Origin of the sequence: Clavibacter sp. A6099 (assembly GCF_021919125.1) — a bacterium.
In the GTDB taxonomy this organism is placed as follows: domain Bacteria; phylum Actinomycetota; class Actinomycetes; order Actinomycetales; family Microbacteriaceae; genus Clavibacter; species Clavibacter seminis.
Window position 1 is genome coordinate 944,966 of the sequence record NZ_CP083439.1, and the last position, 14,091, is coordinate 959,056.

At 74.5% G+C, this 14,091-nt stretch carries 12 protein-coding genes and 1 tRNA gene; 5 read left to right on the forward strand and 8 right to left on the reverse strand.

Features of this window, described 5'->3' with window-relative positions; translation table 11 throughout:
- Positions 1-142: 142 nt before the first annotated feature.
- On the reverse strand, positions 143-1,336 hold the full coding sequence (gene xylA / locus KYT88_RS04540; protein ID WP_043588376.1) for a xylose isomerase: 1,194 nt from the start codon (positions 1,334-1,336) through the stop codon (positions 143-145).
- Between the two features lie 204 nt (positions 1,337-1,540).
- Between xylA and KYT88_RS04545 the strand changes: the two genes are divergently transcribed.
- On the forward strand, positions 1,541-3,043 hold the full coding sequence (locus tag KYT88_RS04545) for a GH1 family beta-glucosidase (protein WP_043588378.1): 1,503 nt from the start codon (positions 1,541-1,543) through the stop codon (positions 3,041-3,043).
- 32 nt (positions 3,044-3,075) lie between these two features.
- A complete protein-coding gene (locus KYT88_RS04550; protein WP_237583784.1) occupies positions 3,076-3,606 on the forward strand; it encodes a GNAT family N-acetyltransferase in 531 nt (176 codons plus the stop codon).
- Between the two features lie 28 nt (positions 3,607-3,634).
- Here KYT88_RS04550 and KYT88_RS04555 read toward each other — a convergent pair whose 3' ends face one another.
- The 3 genes from KYT88_RS04555 to KYT88_RS04565 all read right to left on the reverse strand — a co-directional run bounded on the left by KYT88_RS04555 (position 3,635) and on the right by KYT88_RS04565 (position 5,621).
- Positions 3,635-4,072: a MarR family winged helix-turn-helix transcriptional regulator gene (locus tag KYT88_RS04555; protein ID WP_012037570.1), complete on the reverse strand. Its 438-nt coding sequence runs from the start codon at positions 4,070-4,072 to the stop codon at positions 3,635-3,637.
- 124 nt (positions 4,073-4,196) lie between these two features.
- Entirely contained in the window at positions 4,197-4,532 is a 336-nt protein-coding gene (locus KYT88_RS04560; RefSeq protein ID WP_043588382.1) for a hypothetical protein, read from the reverse strand.
- A gap of 132 nt (positions 4,533-4,664) precedes the next feature.
- Positions 4,665-5,621 (reverse strand): LysR substrate-binding domain-containing protein, encoded by a 957-nt coding sequence (locus tag KYT88_RS04565; protein ID WP_043588383.1) that lies wholly within the window; start codon positions 5,619-5,621, stop codon positions 4,665-4,667.
- An 81-nt stretch (positions 5,622-5,702) separates the two neighbouring features.
- On the opposite strand from KYT88_RS04565, the gene KYT88_RS04570 reads away from it, so the two are divergent.
- The 3 genes from KYT88_RS04570 to KYT88_RS04580 all read left to right on the forward strand — a co-directional run bounded on the left by KYT88_RS04570 (position 5,703) and on the right by KYT88_RS04580 (position 9,261).
- The gene (locus KYT88_RS04570; RefSeq protein ID WP_043588385.1) at positions 5,703-6,758 is read left to right on the forward strand and encodes an aminotransferase class V-fold PLP-dependent enzyme; all 1,056 of its coding nucleotides are present in this window, start codon (positions 5,703-5,705) and stop codon (positions 6,756-6,758) included.
- 132 nt (positions 6,759-6,890) lie between these two features.
- Positions 6,891-8,126, forward strand: coding sequence for a multidrug effflux MFS transporter (locus tag KYT88_RS04575; protein ID WP_043588387.1), 1,236 nt, complete (start codon positions 6,891-6,893; stop codon positions 8,124-8,126).
- 40 nt (positions 8,127-8,166) lie between these two features.
- The gene (locus KYT88_RS04580) at positions 8,167-9,261 is read left to right on the forward strand and encodes a heparan-alpha-glucosaminide N-acetyltransferase domain-containing protein (protein ID WP_043588389.1); all 1,095 of its coding nucleotides are present in this window, start codon (positions 8,167-8,169) and stop codon (positions 9,259-9,261) included.
- On the opposite strand, the gene KYT88_RS04585 is transcribed toward KYT88_RS04580, so the two are convergent.
- The 4 genes from KYT88_RS04585 to KYT88_RS04600 all read right to left on the reverse strand — a co-directional run bounded on the left by KYT88_RS04585 (position 9,258) and on the right by KYT88_RS04600 (position 14,012).
- Positions 9,258-10,163 (reverse strand): aminoglycoside phosphotransferase family protein, encoded by a 906-nt coding sequence (locus KYT88_RS04585; protein ID WP_237583785.1) that lies wholly within the window; start codon positions 10,161-10,163, stop codon positions 9,258-9,260. The genes KYT88_RS04580 and KYT88_RS04585 overlap by 4 nt on opposite strands.
- Positions 10,160-10,810 (reverse strand): hypothetical protein, encoded by a 651-nt coding sequence (locus tag KYT88_RS04590; RefSeq protein WP_043588392.1) that lies wholly within the window; start codon positions 10,808-10,810, stop codon positions 10,160-10,162. The genes KYT88_RS04585 and KYT88_RS04590 overlap by 4 nt, the downstream gene beginning before the upstream one ends.
- A 285-nt stretch (positions 10,811-11,095) precedes the next feature.
- Positions 11,096-11,183, reverse strand: a tRNA-Ser gene (locus KYT88_RS04595).
- 45 nt (positions 11,184-11,228) lie between these two features.
- Complete coding sequence (locus KYT88_RS04600) at positions 11,229-14,012, reverse strand: LuxR family transcriptional regulator (RefSeq protein ID WP_043588394.1); 2,784 nt, start codon at positions 14,010-14,012, stop codon at positions 11,229-11,231.
- Positions 14,013-14,091: the final 79 nt, after the last annotated feature.

A 14,091-nucleotide genomic window follows, 5' to 3' on the forward strand; every position in this document is an offset into this window, starting at 1 on the left:
GGAAGGCGACCTGACGCTGCTCTCCACCTGGGTCACGGCACCGTGCGAGTCACGAGAGCTGCGCCGTCGCGCGATGTGACCCCGTGAAGCAGAGGAAGCCGCCTCCGCGATGCGGAGGCGGCTTCCCGCTGCCCAGGGCGGGCTAGGAGCGCGCGCCCATGAGGTGCTCGAGCGCCAGCTGGTTGAGGCGCACGAAGCCGAAGCCCTTGGCGTCGAAGTACGACGGGGCGTCGAAGTCCTCGTAGGAGGAGCGGTCGGCGAGGATGTCGTCGTACGACTCGCCCTCGTTCAGCGTCGGCGTGTAGATCTCGTCGACCTTGGCGGCGGCGAGCGCCTCCTGTACCTCGGGGTCGGCGCGGAAGGCCTGCGCGCGCTCCTTGAGGAGCAGGTACATGCGCATGTTCGCGGCGGCGGAGTCCCACACGCCCGTGATGTCCTCGGTGCGGCTGGGCTTGTAGTCGAAGTGACGGGGGCCGTCGTAGGAGCGGCCGCCGCCCACGCCGCCGTTCTCCAGCAGGTCGACGAGCGAGAACGCGTTCTGCAGGTCGCCGTGGCCGAAGACGAGGTCCTGGTCGTACTTGATGCCGCGCTGGCCATTGAGGTCGATGTGGAACAGCTTGCCCTGGTACAGCGCCTGCATGATGCCGGCGGTGAAGTTGAGGCCGGCCATCTGCTCGTGGCCGACCTCGGGGTTCACGCCGACGAGCTCGGGGCGCTCGAGGGTCTCGATGAAGGCGAGGGCGTGGCCGAGGGTCGGCAGCAGGATGTCGCCGCGGGGCTCGTTGGGCTTCGGCTCGATCGCGAAGCGGATGTCGTAGCCCTTGTCGGTGACGTAGTCGCCGAGGAGGTTGACGGCCTCGCGGTAGCGCTCGAGCGCGCCGCGGACGTCCTTGGCGGAGTCGTACTCGGCGCCCTCGCGGCCGCCCCACATCACGAACGTCTGCGCGCCGAGCTCGGCGGCGAGGTCGATGTTGCGGAGCACCTTGCGGATCGCGAACCGGCGGACGGCGCGGTCGTTGCTGGTGAAGCCGCCGTCCTTGAAGACGGGCGCGCTGAAGAGGTTGGTGGTGACCATCGGCACGACGATGCCGGTGTCGCTGAGGGCGCCCTTGAGGCGGTCGATCTGCGTCTGGCGCTCGGCGTCGGTGGATCCGAACGCGAAGAGGTCGTCGTCGTGGAAGGTGAGGCCGTAGGCGCCCAGCTCCGAGATGCGCTCGACGCCCTCGACCACGTCGAGGTCGGAGCGGGTCGGGCCGCCGAAGGGATCGGCCCCCGTGTAGCCGATGGTCCAGAGTCCGAACGAGAACTTGTCCTCGCGGGTGGGGGTGAGCGCCATGGTGTCTCCTGTCAGCGTCGTCGATGATTTGTTGCTAGCTACAACCTAACCGGAGCGCGGCTGGGGCACAACGCCGACACGGCGCCGGGGCGGGTCGGCTGGACGCGCCGCGAGCACCCCGGCAGGATGGCAGGAGGTCGTCGTCGACCGCGCGCGTGCGCATCCGCCGACCCGCCATCGCCCCGACGGAGAGGTCCACCCGACATGACCGACGCATCGCCCGCCGCAGCCGGACGGCACGCGGATCCGGCCGACGACCGGGGCGAGGGCCTCGAGTTCCCGCCCGGGTTCCTCTTCGGATCCGCCACCGCCGCCTACCAGATCGAGGGCGCGGTCGACGAGGGCGGGCGCGGCCCCTCCATCTGGGACACCTTCAGCCGCACGCCCGGCAGGGTGCTCGGTGGCGACACCGGCGATGTCGCCGACGACCACTTCCACCGGCTCGAGTCCGACCTCGACCTGATGCAGGCGCTCGGCCTGGAGGCCTACCGCTTCTCGATCGCGTGGCCGCGCATCCAGCCGACCGGGCGCGGGCCGGCGAACGCGGAGGGCCTGGCGTTCTACGGGCGGCTGGTCGACGGGCTCGTGGCGCGGGGGATCACGCCCATCGCGACGCTCTACCACTGGGACCTGCCGCAGGCGCTCGAGGACGAGGGCGGCTGGGCGAACCGCGACACCGCGTACGCGTTCGCCGACTACGCGCGGATCATGGGCGAGGCGCTCGGCGACCGCGTCGGCACCTGGACCACGCTGAACGAGCCGTGGTGCTCGGCGTACCTCGGCTACGCGGCCGGCGTGCACGCACCCGGCCGCACCGACGCCGAGGACTCGTTCCGCGCGGTGCACCACCTCAACCTCGCGCACGGCCTCGCGGTCCGGGCGCTCCGGGAGGTCGTGCCGGCCGACGCGCGCTTCTCCATCACGCTGAACCTGCACGTGATCCGCGGCGAGGGCGGCACGGGAACCGAGGCCGTGCGCCGCGTCGACGGCGTCGGCAACCGCGTGTTCCTCGACCCGCTGCTGCACGGCCGCTACCCCGCCGACGTGCTCGAGGACACCGCCTCGATCACCGACTGGTCGTTCGTGCTGCCCGGCGACACCGAGCTCATCCGCCAGCCGCTGCACCTGCTGGGCGTCAACTACTACAACACCAGCCGGGTGCGGATGCGGGACGGCTCCGTCGCGGGCGGCGGCACGTCCATCCACGGCGACGTCGCCGCGACCCCGTTCCCCGGCACCGACGACGTCGAGTTCCTCGAGCAGCCGGGCCCCTACACGGCCATGGGCTGGAACATCGAGCCGCAGGGCCTCGAGGACCTGCTCGTGTCGCTGCACGACGAGTTCCCCGACCTGCCGCTCATGGTGACGGAGAACGGCGCCGCGTTCGACGACGAGGTGACCGTGGAGGACGGCGTGCGGGTGGTCCACGACCCCGAGCGGATCGACTACCTGACGCGCCACTTCGCCGCGGCCCACCGCGCGATGGCCCGCGGCGTGGACCTCCGCGGCTACCAGGTGTGGTCGCTCCTCGACAACTTCGAGTGGGCATACGGCTACTCGAAGCGGTTCGGCATCGTGCACGTGGACTACGCGACGCAGGAGCGGACGCCCAAGGACAGCGCCCTCTGGTACGCGCGCCTCATCGCCGAACGCGCCATCCCGGCGGTCGACGCGCGGCCCGAGCGCCACGTGCGCCCCGGGGCGTGAGCGGGCCACCGCCCGGCACGGACGAGCGTGCGGTGCTCGCCGACGGGATCGTGATGCGGCCCGCGCGGATCACCGACGCTGCAGCGCTCGCCGCCGCGTACCGCGAGAACCGGGAGCACCTCCGGCCCTTCGAGCCCGCGCGCACCGACGCGTTCTTCACGTCGGCGGGACAGCGCGCGCAGCTCGCGGGGCGCATCGCCGAGCGGGCGGCCGGATCCGGCCTGCCGTACCTCGTCGTCGAGGGCGACCGCGTCATCGGCCGCTGCGACCTCTTCGCCGTGAAGCGCGGCGCGGCGCAGAGCGCGAGCCTCGGCTACTGGATCGACCGCGAGCGCCAGGGCGCCGGGCTCGCGACGGCGGCTGCCCGGGAGGCGGTCCGCATCGCGCGCGCCGCTGGGCTGCACCGGCTGGAGGCGTCGACCCTCGTGGGGAACGGCGGATCCGAGGAGGTGCTCGCGCGTGCCGGGTTCGACGCGATCGGCATCGCGCCGGCGTACCTGCGGATCGACGGCGCGTGGAGCGACCACACGCTGTGGCAGCGCGTGGTCGACGGCGCGCGCTGACGGGCGCCGCGGCGCGGCCGGCGGGCGCTCAGGCGTCGAGGAGCAGCTCGGTCATGCTGCGCAGGCGCGCCTGCGCGGTCGAGTCGGCTCCGCTGCGGTGGACGACGTCGTCGTGCACCTGCTCGGCGACCCGGAGGAGGTCGGGCAGGATGCCGCGGCCGCGCTCGGTGAGGGCGATGAGGAGGCGGCGCTCGTCGGCCAGGTCGCGCTGGCGCGTGATGTAGCCGAGGAGCTCGAGGCGCTTGAACAGCGGGGACAGCGTGCCCGGCGTGAGCTGCACGGCGTCGCTCAGGTCGCCCGCGCGACGCGGATCGTGCTCGTGCAGGGCGAGCATGACGAGGTACTGCGGGTGCGTGAGGTGGTACGGCTTCAGCAACGGCCTGTAGAGCGAGATCACCGCTCGGGACGCGGCGGCGAGCAGCAGTCCCATGTCGCGGTCGAGCAGCGCTCCGTCGTGGTCCGTCATGTGTCCTCCTGGCCGTCTGCGAGACGCGTCCCCCGACGGCCTTATCCCTTCGGACGCTACTCCCGCGATCGAGCAGCGGCGCGACGGGGGCCAGCACGCACAGCGCGCGCGGAGGCGCGCGTCATCACTCGGTCGCGGGCGGCATCCACCCCTGCTCCATCTGGTGGCGGCGCACCTCGGCGACGGCGCGGTCGGCGTCGACCGGCACCGCGTCCCAGATGATGCCGGAGCCGTCGAGCCAGCCCAGCGCGAGCATGGCGTCGGCGAGGTCCTCCACGAACATCGCCACGGTCGTGCCGTGGGAGCGGATGAGGTCGCCGTGCAGGCTCCAGCCGAAGTAGGCGGACAGGTACCTGGCCTGCTCGGAGTGGCTGCGCTGCAGGTGCCGGTTCAGCCGCTCCGTGGATCCGCCCGAGGCCTGGACCTCGTCCTGGTGCTCGTCGCCGTGCTCGTCCGACATGCGTCACCGTTCCTCCGCGTCAGGGTGCCCGCGGTGGACACCGGAGGCAGACCCCTCAGACATTACGGAGGACCTCCGACAATCCGCCGGGGGACGGATCGCGCGGGCCGACCGCACGCGGGCGGCGCGCGCTCACGCCCGGCGGAGCTCCCAGTCGCCGACGCGCAGCCGGACGAGCGCCGCGACGGCGGCGTGCACGGCGGGCGAGGCGGATCCGCCCGGTGCCGTGACGACGTGGACCACGCGCTCGCCGACGCCCGAGATCCGCCGGCGGACGACGCCGCGGGGGAGGGGAGCGGTCGCGAGGGCGAGCGACGGCAGGAGCGCGACCCCGAGCCCCGCCTGGACCATGCCGACGGCCGCTGCGGCGTTGTCGGTCTCGAAGGACGTCGCCGGCGCGAAGCCGCTGCGGGCGCACGCGCTCACGAGGTGGCGGCGGCAGCGCACGCAGCCCGCGATCCACCTGTCGTCGGCGAGGTCGTGGAGCGCGAGCGGGCCGCGGTGTCGCAGCGCGCGCGCCTCCGGCAGGACGGCCCACAGCGTCTCGCGCCAGAGCGGCCGGGACTCGAGGCCGTCGAGGGAGCGCGCGCCCGGGTCGTCGGCGTCGTCCGGGTAGGCGAAGGTGACGGCGACGTCCGCCTCGCGAGCGCGGACCGCCGCGACGGCCTCGGGCGGCTCGGCCTCGAGGTAGCCGAAGCCGAGGCCCGGATGCGCCTTCGCGAGGCCCCCGAGGAGCCGGGGCACGACCGTCGACGACGCGGACGGGAACGCCGCGACGCGGACGGTCCCGGCGCGGAGGCCCCGCAGGTCGTCGAGCTCGTCGGCGGCCTGGTCGATGGCGTGCACCACGGTCTCGGCGTGCCTCGCGAGGACGCGGCCGGCCTCCGTGAGGACGACGCCGCGACCGGCGCGCGCGGTGACGGGCACGCCGATGCGCGCCTCGAGGCGGCGGAGCGTCTGAGAGAGGGCGGGCTGGCTGACGCCGAGCGCCTGGGCAGCCGCGGTGATCGACCCGCGCACGGCGAGGGCGTGCACCGCTGCGAGGGCCGCGGAATCCAGGTCGCGTGCGGGCGGGGGTGCGTCGGTCATGCGCGGATCATAACGTGGGCTTATGTGACGCATGCTCGGAGGGGTCTTGCTCGATGGATCGGGCGACGACACGCTGGACGCATGACGACCGCGCCCCTGCCCGCCGACCTGCGCGACCTGTTCGAGGCCGGGCCCGGCTACCTGTCCGCCTGCACCATGGGCCTGCCCACGCGCGCCACGGTCGAGCGCCTGCGGGCCGACCTCACGACGTGGTCGGCCGGCGGATCCACCGCGCACGGCTACGGCGGCGTCGTCGAGGGCGTGCGCGCGTCGTACGCATCGCTCGTGGGCGTGCCGGTGGGATCCGTCGCCGTCGGCTCGCAGACCGCCTCCTTCGTGAGCGTGCTCGCCGCCGCCGTGCCCGCGGGCGCCGAGGTGCTGTGCGTGGCGGGCGACTTCAGCTCGCTCACGTACCCGTTCGTCGTGGCGGAGGCGCGCGGCGTCGTGGTGCGGCACGTGCCGCTCGAGGAGCTCGCGGCCGAGATCGGCCCGCGCACGCACCTGGTCGCGTTCTCCCTCGTGCAGTCCGCCGACGGCCGGGTCGCCGACGTCGCCGCGATCCGGGAGGCCGCGCGGATGCACGACGCCTTCACGCTCTGCGACACCACGCAGGCGGCGGGCGCCATGCCGATCGACGCGAGCCTGTTCGACGCGACGGCATGCCACGCGTACAAGTGGCTCTGCGCCCCGCGCGGCGCCGCGTTCCTCACGCTGTCCGACCGCTACCGCCGCACCCTCGTGCCCGTGCAGGCCAACTGGTACGCCGGCGCCGACGTGTGGGCGTCCTGCTACGGACCCGCGATGGCGCTCGCCGAGGACGCGCGCGCGTTCGACGTGTCGCCCGCGTTCGGCGCGTGGGTGGGCGCCGCCCCGGCGATCGCGCTCTTCGCGCGCCTCGACCTCGACGCCGTGCACCGCAGGAACGTCGAGCTCGGCGACCTCGTGAGCGCGGGCCTCGGCATCGAGCCGCGCGGGCAGGCCATCGTCACCTGGCCGGACGCGGACGGCGCCGACCTCGCCTCCCTCGGGGCGGCGGGGATCGTCGCCTCGGGCCGCGCGGGCCGCGCGCGCATCGCGTTCCACCTCTGGAACGACGAGGACGACGTGGAGCGGGTCGTCCGCGCGCTCCGGCGCTGAGGAGCGGCCGCGCGGCGATTCCCTGGGCTGGGAATAAGCCGGGCGCGCTCCAGTTGGACATCGAGGCGGTGCACGCGCACGCCCTCCGTCCTCCGGCCCCCCGCGCCCCCCCTCATCCCGAAGGAACGTCCCGTGTCGTCTGCCGTCCTCCACCCCGGCGACGCGCTCTCCCGCCGGGAGCGCATCGTCTACATCCTCGTGCTGGGCGCCCTCGTCGGCCTCGGGCCGTTCACGATCGACCTCTACCTGCCCGCCTTCCCGGTGATCAAGGACCAGTTCGGCGTCTCGGACGCGGCCGTCCAGCTGACCCTGACGGGCACGACCGTCGGGTTCGCCCTCGGCCAGCTCGTGGTCGGCCCGTGGAGCGACCGCGTGGGCCGCCGCCTGCCGCTGATCGTCGCCACGAGCCTGCACATCCTCGCGTCGCTCGGCGCCGCGCTCGCGCCCGACGTCACCGTGCTGCTCGTCTTCCGCATCCTCCAGGGCGCCGGCGCCGCGGGTGGAGCGGTCGTGGCGATGGCGATGGTGCGCGACCTCTTCGGCGGCCGTCCGCTCGTGCGCATGCTCTCGCGGCTCGCCCTCGTGACCGGGCTCGCGCCGATCCTCGCGCCCGTGATCGGCTCGCAGCTGCTGCGGTTCGTCGACTGGCGCGGCGTGTTCTACGCGCTCACCGCCTACGCGATCCTCGTCGTGATCGCCGTCACCTTCTTCATCGTCGAGACGCTGCCCAAGGACCGGGTGCGCGTCGAGGAGAAGGGGACGCTCCTCCGCCGCTACCGCTCGGTGCTCGGCGACCGCGTGTTCGTCGGCGTCGCCCTCATCGGTGGGATGCAGTTCGCGGGGCTCTTCTCCTACCTCTCCAGCTCGTCGTTCCTGTTCCAGGACGTGTACGGGTTCGACGCGCAGCAGTTCGGGATCCTGTTCGGGATCAACTCGCTCGGGGTCGTGATCGGCAACCAGATCGCCGCCAGGCTCACGAAGGTCATCGGGCCGCAGTGGATCCTCGCGGGCGTCGTCACCGTGCAGTTCCTGTCGTCAGCGACGATCGTGCTGCTCGGGACGTTCACCGACGCGGGGCTGCTCGGCACCCTGATCCCGCTGTTCTTCTTCATCCTCGCGTGCGGCTTCGGCTTCCCCTGCGTGCAGGTGCTCGGGCTCGTCAACCACGGGCACGAGGCCGGCACCGCCGCGTCGCTGCTCGGTGCCGTGAACTTCGGGCTGGCGGGCGCGATCTCGCCCATCGTCGGCGTGATCGGCATCACCTCGGGCGTGCCGATGGCGGCCGTCATGGGGGCGTGCGCGGTCGTGTCGATCCTCTCGATGTGGCTCATCGTCCAGCCGCGGACGGTGCCGGCCCTCACGAACTGACGGCCGTCGACGGCCCGCGGCCGCTGGGTAGGGTGAGGCCATGAGCCCCGCCCGCGACCCGGCCCGCCTGCGGGGGATCGACGCCGCGCGCGGCCTCGCGGTCCTCGGGATGATGGCGGCGCACGTCGCCGTGCCGCGGACCCTCGAGCTCGACGAGCCGGCGAGCTGGCTCGCCATCACGGACGGCCGCTCCTCCATCCTCTTCGCGACGCTCGCGGGGCTCTCCATCGCGCTGATGTCGGGGCGCGAGCGGCCGGCGGACGGCAGCGACCTCGCGCGCGTGCGCCTGCGGATCCTCGTGCGCGCCGCGTGCCTGTTCCTCCTCGGCGGGCTGCTGGCGTCGCTGCAGACGTACGTCGCCGTGATCCTCGAGGTCTACGCCGTGCTGTTCGTGGCCGTGCTGCCGCTGCTGCGCTGGCGGGCGTCTCGGCTGCTGGCGCTCGCCGCGGTCGCCGCCGTCGCGCTGCCGGTCGCGACCACCGCGCTCGCCATCCACTTCGACGGCGCGCTGATGCGGCCGGATCCGTTCGTGGTGCTCGTCGTCACGGGCCACTACCCGGCGCTCACCTGGGTGGTGTTCGCCATCGCGGGCCTCGGGATCGGCCGCCTCGCGCTCGGCTCGGCGCGCGTGCAGCTGCTGCTCGTGACCGTCGGCGCCGGGCTCGCCGTGCTCGCGTACGGCGGCTCGGCGCTCCTCGAGGCCGCGCTGCCCGCGCCGCCGCCGGGGTGGGAGTTCATCCTCTCGACGACGCCGCACGAGGGCTCGCCGTTCGAGGTCGTGGGATCCGGCGGGTTCGCCATCGCGGTGATCGGCCTGTGCCTGCGCATCGCCGCCCTCCTGCCGGTCGTGCTCGCGCCGCTCGAGGCGGTCGGGCAGCTCGCGCTCACCGTGTACGCGGTGCACATCGTGGTGATCGACCTCGTCGCGCCCGAGGGCGACCTCATCGCGGACGACGGCGCCTACCTGGCGTTCGTCATCGTGACGGTGCTGCTCTGCCTGCTCTGGACCCGGACCATCGGGCGCGGGCCGTTCGAGCGCGCGCTGGGCGCGGTCGCAGGGCGGGCGTCCGACCCCGCGCCACGCGGGACAGGGGAGCGCGAGAGAGGGGAGCGCGAGCCGGAGGGCGCCAGCTAGAGCAGCCGGCCGGATCCGCGGCGGGCGTCGCGCGCGGCGGCCCCGAGCCGGCCGAGCGCCTCCACCCGGGGCAGGCTCGCGGCGTCGTCCGCGTCCCACGCCGCGGACAGCGCGCACCACGCCTCCGTCCACGCGAGCACGGCGTCGAGGTCGGCGCCCGTCTCCTCGGCGACCACGCCGGCGCGGCGGGCCAGGCGTCCCGGCCGCAGCGCGATCGCGGGGGTCGGGTTGGCGAGCACGTTCGCGGTGTCGAAGCCGGGGTCGCCGACGAGGGCCTTGGGGTCGATGGCGCGCCAGGCGTCGTCGCTGTCGCTGTCGCTGTCGCTGTCGCTGCCGATGTCGCCGTCGCCGAAGCGCAGGACGTTGCCGTGGTGGACGTCGCCGTGCAGCACGACGCCCGGCCCGGATCCGGCGAGCAGCTCGCGGGCGACGCCGGCGCCGCGATCCAGGGACCGGGGGAGCGGGCGCGCGGGCTCGACCAGCTCGCGGAACCAGACGGCCAGCGGCACGGCCTCGGCGACCGTCCGCGCGTCCAGCGGGACCAGGTGCAGCCGGGCGGCGGCGCGGGCGAGGATCCGCGTGGCCCGGTCGTCGCGCGCGTCCGCGTCCGGCCCGTCGGCCGAGGCCTCCCGCACGAGGATCCCCGGGTCGCCCGCGCGCGCCATGAGCACGGTGCCGTCGGCGTCCGACTCGAGCACGGGCGCGGCACCGCGTCCGGCCCAGGCCGCCATCAGCCGCCCGCCGCGCCGCTCCTCCTCCACGAGCGGCACCTTGAGCATCAGGCGCGCGCCGTCGCGGCGGACCGGGGCGAGCACGCTGCTGGCCGTGCGCACGGCCGGGCCGTCCGGATCCAGCCGCCAGCGCTCGAGCAGCGGACGGAGCGCCGCGTCCGCGTCCGTCACAGCCGGATCGACACGGGCACGCCCGTGAGCGCCATGATGCCGACGACGGCGCCGATCACGCCCACGCCCAGGAGCACGAGCGCTCCGGCCAGCGCGATCCGCGAGCGCTCGTACCAGGGGAGGATCCCGCGCCTGGCCCCGCGCAGCTCCGCCATCGTGAGCACCTTCGCCTGCTCCGTCAGCGGGAGGTCGAGGTCGGCCGCCATCGAGCGCATGGTCCAGAGGTCGTACACGTGGCCGCTGAGGCGGAGGAGGAGCCGGCCGTCGACGTCCATGACGAACAGGCGCGGCTGCGTGTCGAGCGTGAGGCCCTGGTAGACGTGCACCACCAGGAGGTCGTGGACGGTGCTGCCGTGGATGCGCGTGCGCCGCCCGAGGAAGCGGGACTCGACGTCGCCCGTGGCGTGCGAGATCCGCACGTAGGAGGTGAGGTACAGGCCGGCGAGCACGGCGCCCAGCAGCACGATCACGACCACGCCGAGGATCACGGCCGCCGCGTTCCCCGTGGGGACGGCGAGCACGAGGAGCGCCGCGCCCAGGGGGACCACGAGCGCGAGCGTGGCGAGGCCGAGCTGCCGGAGCAGCGCGGCGCGAGGGCGGATGAGCGTGCTCGCGCCGTCGTCGGGCGCGTCGCCGTCGTGCTGCACGTCGCCTCCGGTCGTCCGACGCCGTCGTCGCGTCTGCCGTCGCCAGGTGCGCCGCGCGCATCTCGGGACGGGCGGCACCCGCGGGTGCGGGCGGGACGACCGGTCCAGCCTAGGCGGGTGCCGGCCCGGCGGGCAGGGGCGCAATGGGGGACACGGGGCGCCGGCCGGGGTACAGGAGGGACGTCGCGGTCGGGCAGGCGGGCGACGTGGCGGGGACGCGCGGATCCGCACCCGGATGCGACGAGAGCCCCGCCGGACCGGGGTCCGTCGGGGCTCTCGTGCGACTGGCGGAGGATAGGGGATTCGAACCCCTGAGGGCTTTCACCCAACACGCTTTCCAAGCGTGCGCCATAGGCCACTAGGCGAATCCTCCATGACGCGTGCCGCGGCGTCAGGAACGCGGCGGCACCCGTCGATACTACCTGCCCGCGACCAGGCTCGATGCACCAGGGGTGTCGAGCAGCCCCGCGAGGGCCCGACGCGAGGGCGCGCCGAGCTTGGCGCGCGCCTGGTAGAGGTGCGACTCGACCGTGCGCACGGACAGGAACAGGCGCCCTGCGATCTCCCGGTTGCTCAGCCCCTGCGCCGCGAGCACACCGATCTCGAGCTCCCGGCGGGTGAGCATGCTCACGTCGAGGACGGGCGCGACCGTGGACGTCGCCGTCGCGGGCGCACCGCGGTCGATGCGCGCCTGGATCCGCCCGAGCGTCGCCCGCGCGTCGGTGAGGGCGGGCCCGGGCTCGCCGCCCGCCAGCATCCGGAGGAGGTCCTCGCACGCGGTGAGGGCCTGCTGGTGCAGGCCGGACTCCTCGAGCGTGCGGACGCCCTGCGCGACGAGCGCCGCGTCCGCCGTCCGGGATCCCTCCACGACCTCGGCCATGCCGTGCAGGGCGGGCACGTCGGTGCGCTCGCGCACCAGGCGGGCGCCCTCGACGAGGCGGGGGTCGGCCGATCCGAGGGTCCAGGCCCGGAAGAGCATCCCCGCCCGGAGCGCGTGGGCATCTCCGCTCAGCTCGCCCACGTCGAGGAGCAGCGTTGCCGCCTCCTCCGGCCGGCCGCGGGACGCGAGGATCTCCACGCGCACGCCCTCGGCGAGCATGCGCTGGTACGGGTAGCGCGGGTCGGCGCGGTGCGCGATCTCCGTCGCGATGCGCTCGGCCTCCTCCGTGCGGCCGCGGAGCGCGAGCACGCGGGCCCGCTGCATGCCGATCCAGAGCCGCCACGTGCCGATGTCGGGGCCGATCAGGCGGTCGTCCGCGAGGGTCAGCTCGGCCTCCGCGCGGTCGAGCCGGCCGAGGTCGAGGGCGACGCCGCCCGTGATGGCACCGAGGACGGGGATGAACCACTGCGCGTCCTGCGCGATCGCCGACTCCACCCACGCGTCGAGCTCGCGCTCGAGGTCGGGCAGGTCGAGGCGGCACAGGCGGCGGCTGAACGCGCTCGCCGAGAGGAGCTCGAGGCGCGCCTCCTCGAGGAGGATGTCGTCGTAGGTCCCGCGGCGGTCGGAGCGGCGGGAGACGAGGCCGAGCCCCTCGTCGATGGCGTCGCCGAGCTCGGCGCCGCGTCCGAGGTGGCCGAGCGCGAGGACGACGGCGCGCTGGGCGCGGAGGCGCACGAGCGGGCTGGCCGTGAGGGCGGAGGCGTCCCGGGCGGCGCGGAGCGCGGACTCCCACTCCATCAGCCCGAGCGACATGGCGGCGCCGATGACGGCCGCCTGCGCGCGCTCGTCCGGATCCGCGTCGGCCCCGTTCGCGATCGCGTCGAGCAGGCGGTGGACGCGGTCGGTCCCCGGCATCGCGGCATGCGTCGAGAGGACGCGCCAGTGCAGCGCCTCGATGCGCTCGGCCGGGGTGAGGGACGCGGTGTCCAGCGCCTCCAGCACCTCCATCGCGCGCGCCGGGTTGCCGAGGACGGTCAGGGCGCGTCCGCGCTCGCAGGCCGCGTACGCGTCGGAGCCGCCGCGACCGGCGATCTCCGCGAAGGCGAGCGCGTCGTGCGTCATGCCGACGTCGTTGGCCAGCCGCGCGGCGACGAGGTGCACGGCCGCGAGGGTGTCCTCGCCGAAGCGCTCGGCGGCGTCGCGGCGACCGTCGTCGGTGAGCGTGCGCGCGATCAGCAGGCTCTCCTTGGGGTTCAGCGGGACGCCGTGCGCCGCCTCCTGCAAGAGCGACGCGACGACGCGACGGGTCAGGGCGTCGACGGCCTCCGGGTCGGTGCGGGCGAGCGCGGCCTCGGCCTCCAGCAGGTCGGCGCGGAGGATCCGGTCGCCCTGGCCCTGTACGCGCGCGAGGCCGCGCGCGCCGAGCACCCGCAGGATCGTCTCGCCGAACAGGCGGGCAGCACGCTGGTAGGGGACGCCGTCGAGGCGGGCGAGGAGCACGAGCGTGCTCCGCTCGTCGTCGTCGAGCATCGAGACGCGGGAGGAGACCAGCTCGAGGATCCGTGCGCGCGGCGCGTGCGGGCTCGGGAAGGCGTAGCCCGTGACGGTCCGCTCCGTCCCGTCCGACTCGAGCGCCTCGAAGGTCAGCTCGCGGACGAGGAACGGGCGTCCGCCGCTGCGCCGCTGGATCTGCACCCGCGTCGCCTGGTCGAGCGCCACCTGGCCGGCGATCGAGTCGATCATCGCGTCGACCTCGGCCGCGTCCAGCGGGGAGAGGTCGAGCCGCTCGGCGTAGCCGTTCCGCCAGAGGCCGAGGATCTCGTGGGCCGCCTGCGCGGTGCGCACGGCCTGGTCCCCGCCTGCTTCGAGGTCCCTGGCCCGGAGGTGGCGGGGATCGCCGCCCGTGTCGTCGACGGTGACGAGCAGCGTGCAGCGCTCGCTCGCGCGCGCGTCGACGAGGGCGGCGCGCAGGTCGGGTGGCATGAGGTGCCCGTCGTCGATGACCACGACGGGTCGCGCGGCGGGCAGCGGGCGCGCGGTGCGGATCCCCGGGACCTGGTCGACGACCCGGCGGAGCACGTCCGCCAGGTCGGGCGTTGAGGCGTGGGCGCGGATCACGGTGAGGCCGTTGCGCGTGAGGGCGTCCGCGACGCGACCGGCGACGTGGCTGCGACCCGAGCCGACGCTGCCGGTGACCACGGCGCTCGTGCCGGCCGCGAGCCAGCGCTCGAGCGTCTCCAGGTCGCGCGCCCGGCCACCGCGGGCTGGCGGGCTCTCGACGCGGCCGCTCGACCGTATGTAGGTGTGCGTCATCTGCTTCATGTGACCCCCGTCGCGTCAAAGCGGTGGTCCGCGCCGCATCCCCCGAGGCTGCGCGGTCCTTGTGGGTACATCTTGCGCG

Bases quoted from the DNA above. Each gene is read 5' to 3' on its own strand.
- xylA (WP_043588376.1), bottom strand. From the start codon at position 1,336: ATGGCGCTCACCCCCACCCGCGAGGACAAGTTCTCGTTCGGACTCTGG.
- KYT88_RS04545 (WP_043588378.1), top strand. From the start codon at position 1,541: ATGACCGACGCATCGCCCGCCGCAGCCGGACGGCACGCGGATCCGGCC.
- KYT88_RS04555 (WP_012037570.1), bottom strand. From the start codon at position 4,072: ATGACGGACCACGACGGAGCGCTGCTCGACCGCGACATGGGACTGCTG.
- KYT88_RS04560 (WP_043588382.1), bottom strand. From the start codon at position 4,532: ATGTCGGACGAGCACGGCGACGAGCACCAGGACGAGGTCCAGGCCTCG.
- KYT88_RS04565 (WP_043588383.1), bottom strand. From the start codon at position 5,621: ATGACCGACGCACCCCCGCCCGCACGCGACCTGGATTCCGCGGCCCTC.
- KYT88_RS04570 (WP_043588385.1), top strand. From the start codon at position 5,703: ATGACGACCGCGCCCCTGCCCGCCGACCTGCGCGACCTGTTCGAGGCC.
- KYT88_RS04580 (WP_043588389.1), top strand. From the start codon at position 8,167: ATGAGCCCCGCCCGCGACCCGGCCCGCCTGCGGGGGATCGACGCCGCG.
- KYT88_RS04600 (WP_043588394.1), bottom strand. From the start codon at position 14,012: ATGAAGCAGATGACGCACACCTACATACGGTCGAGCGGCCGCGTCGAG.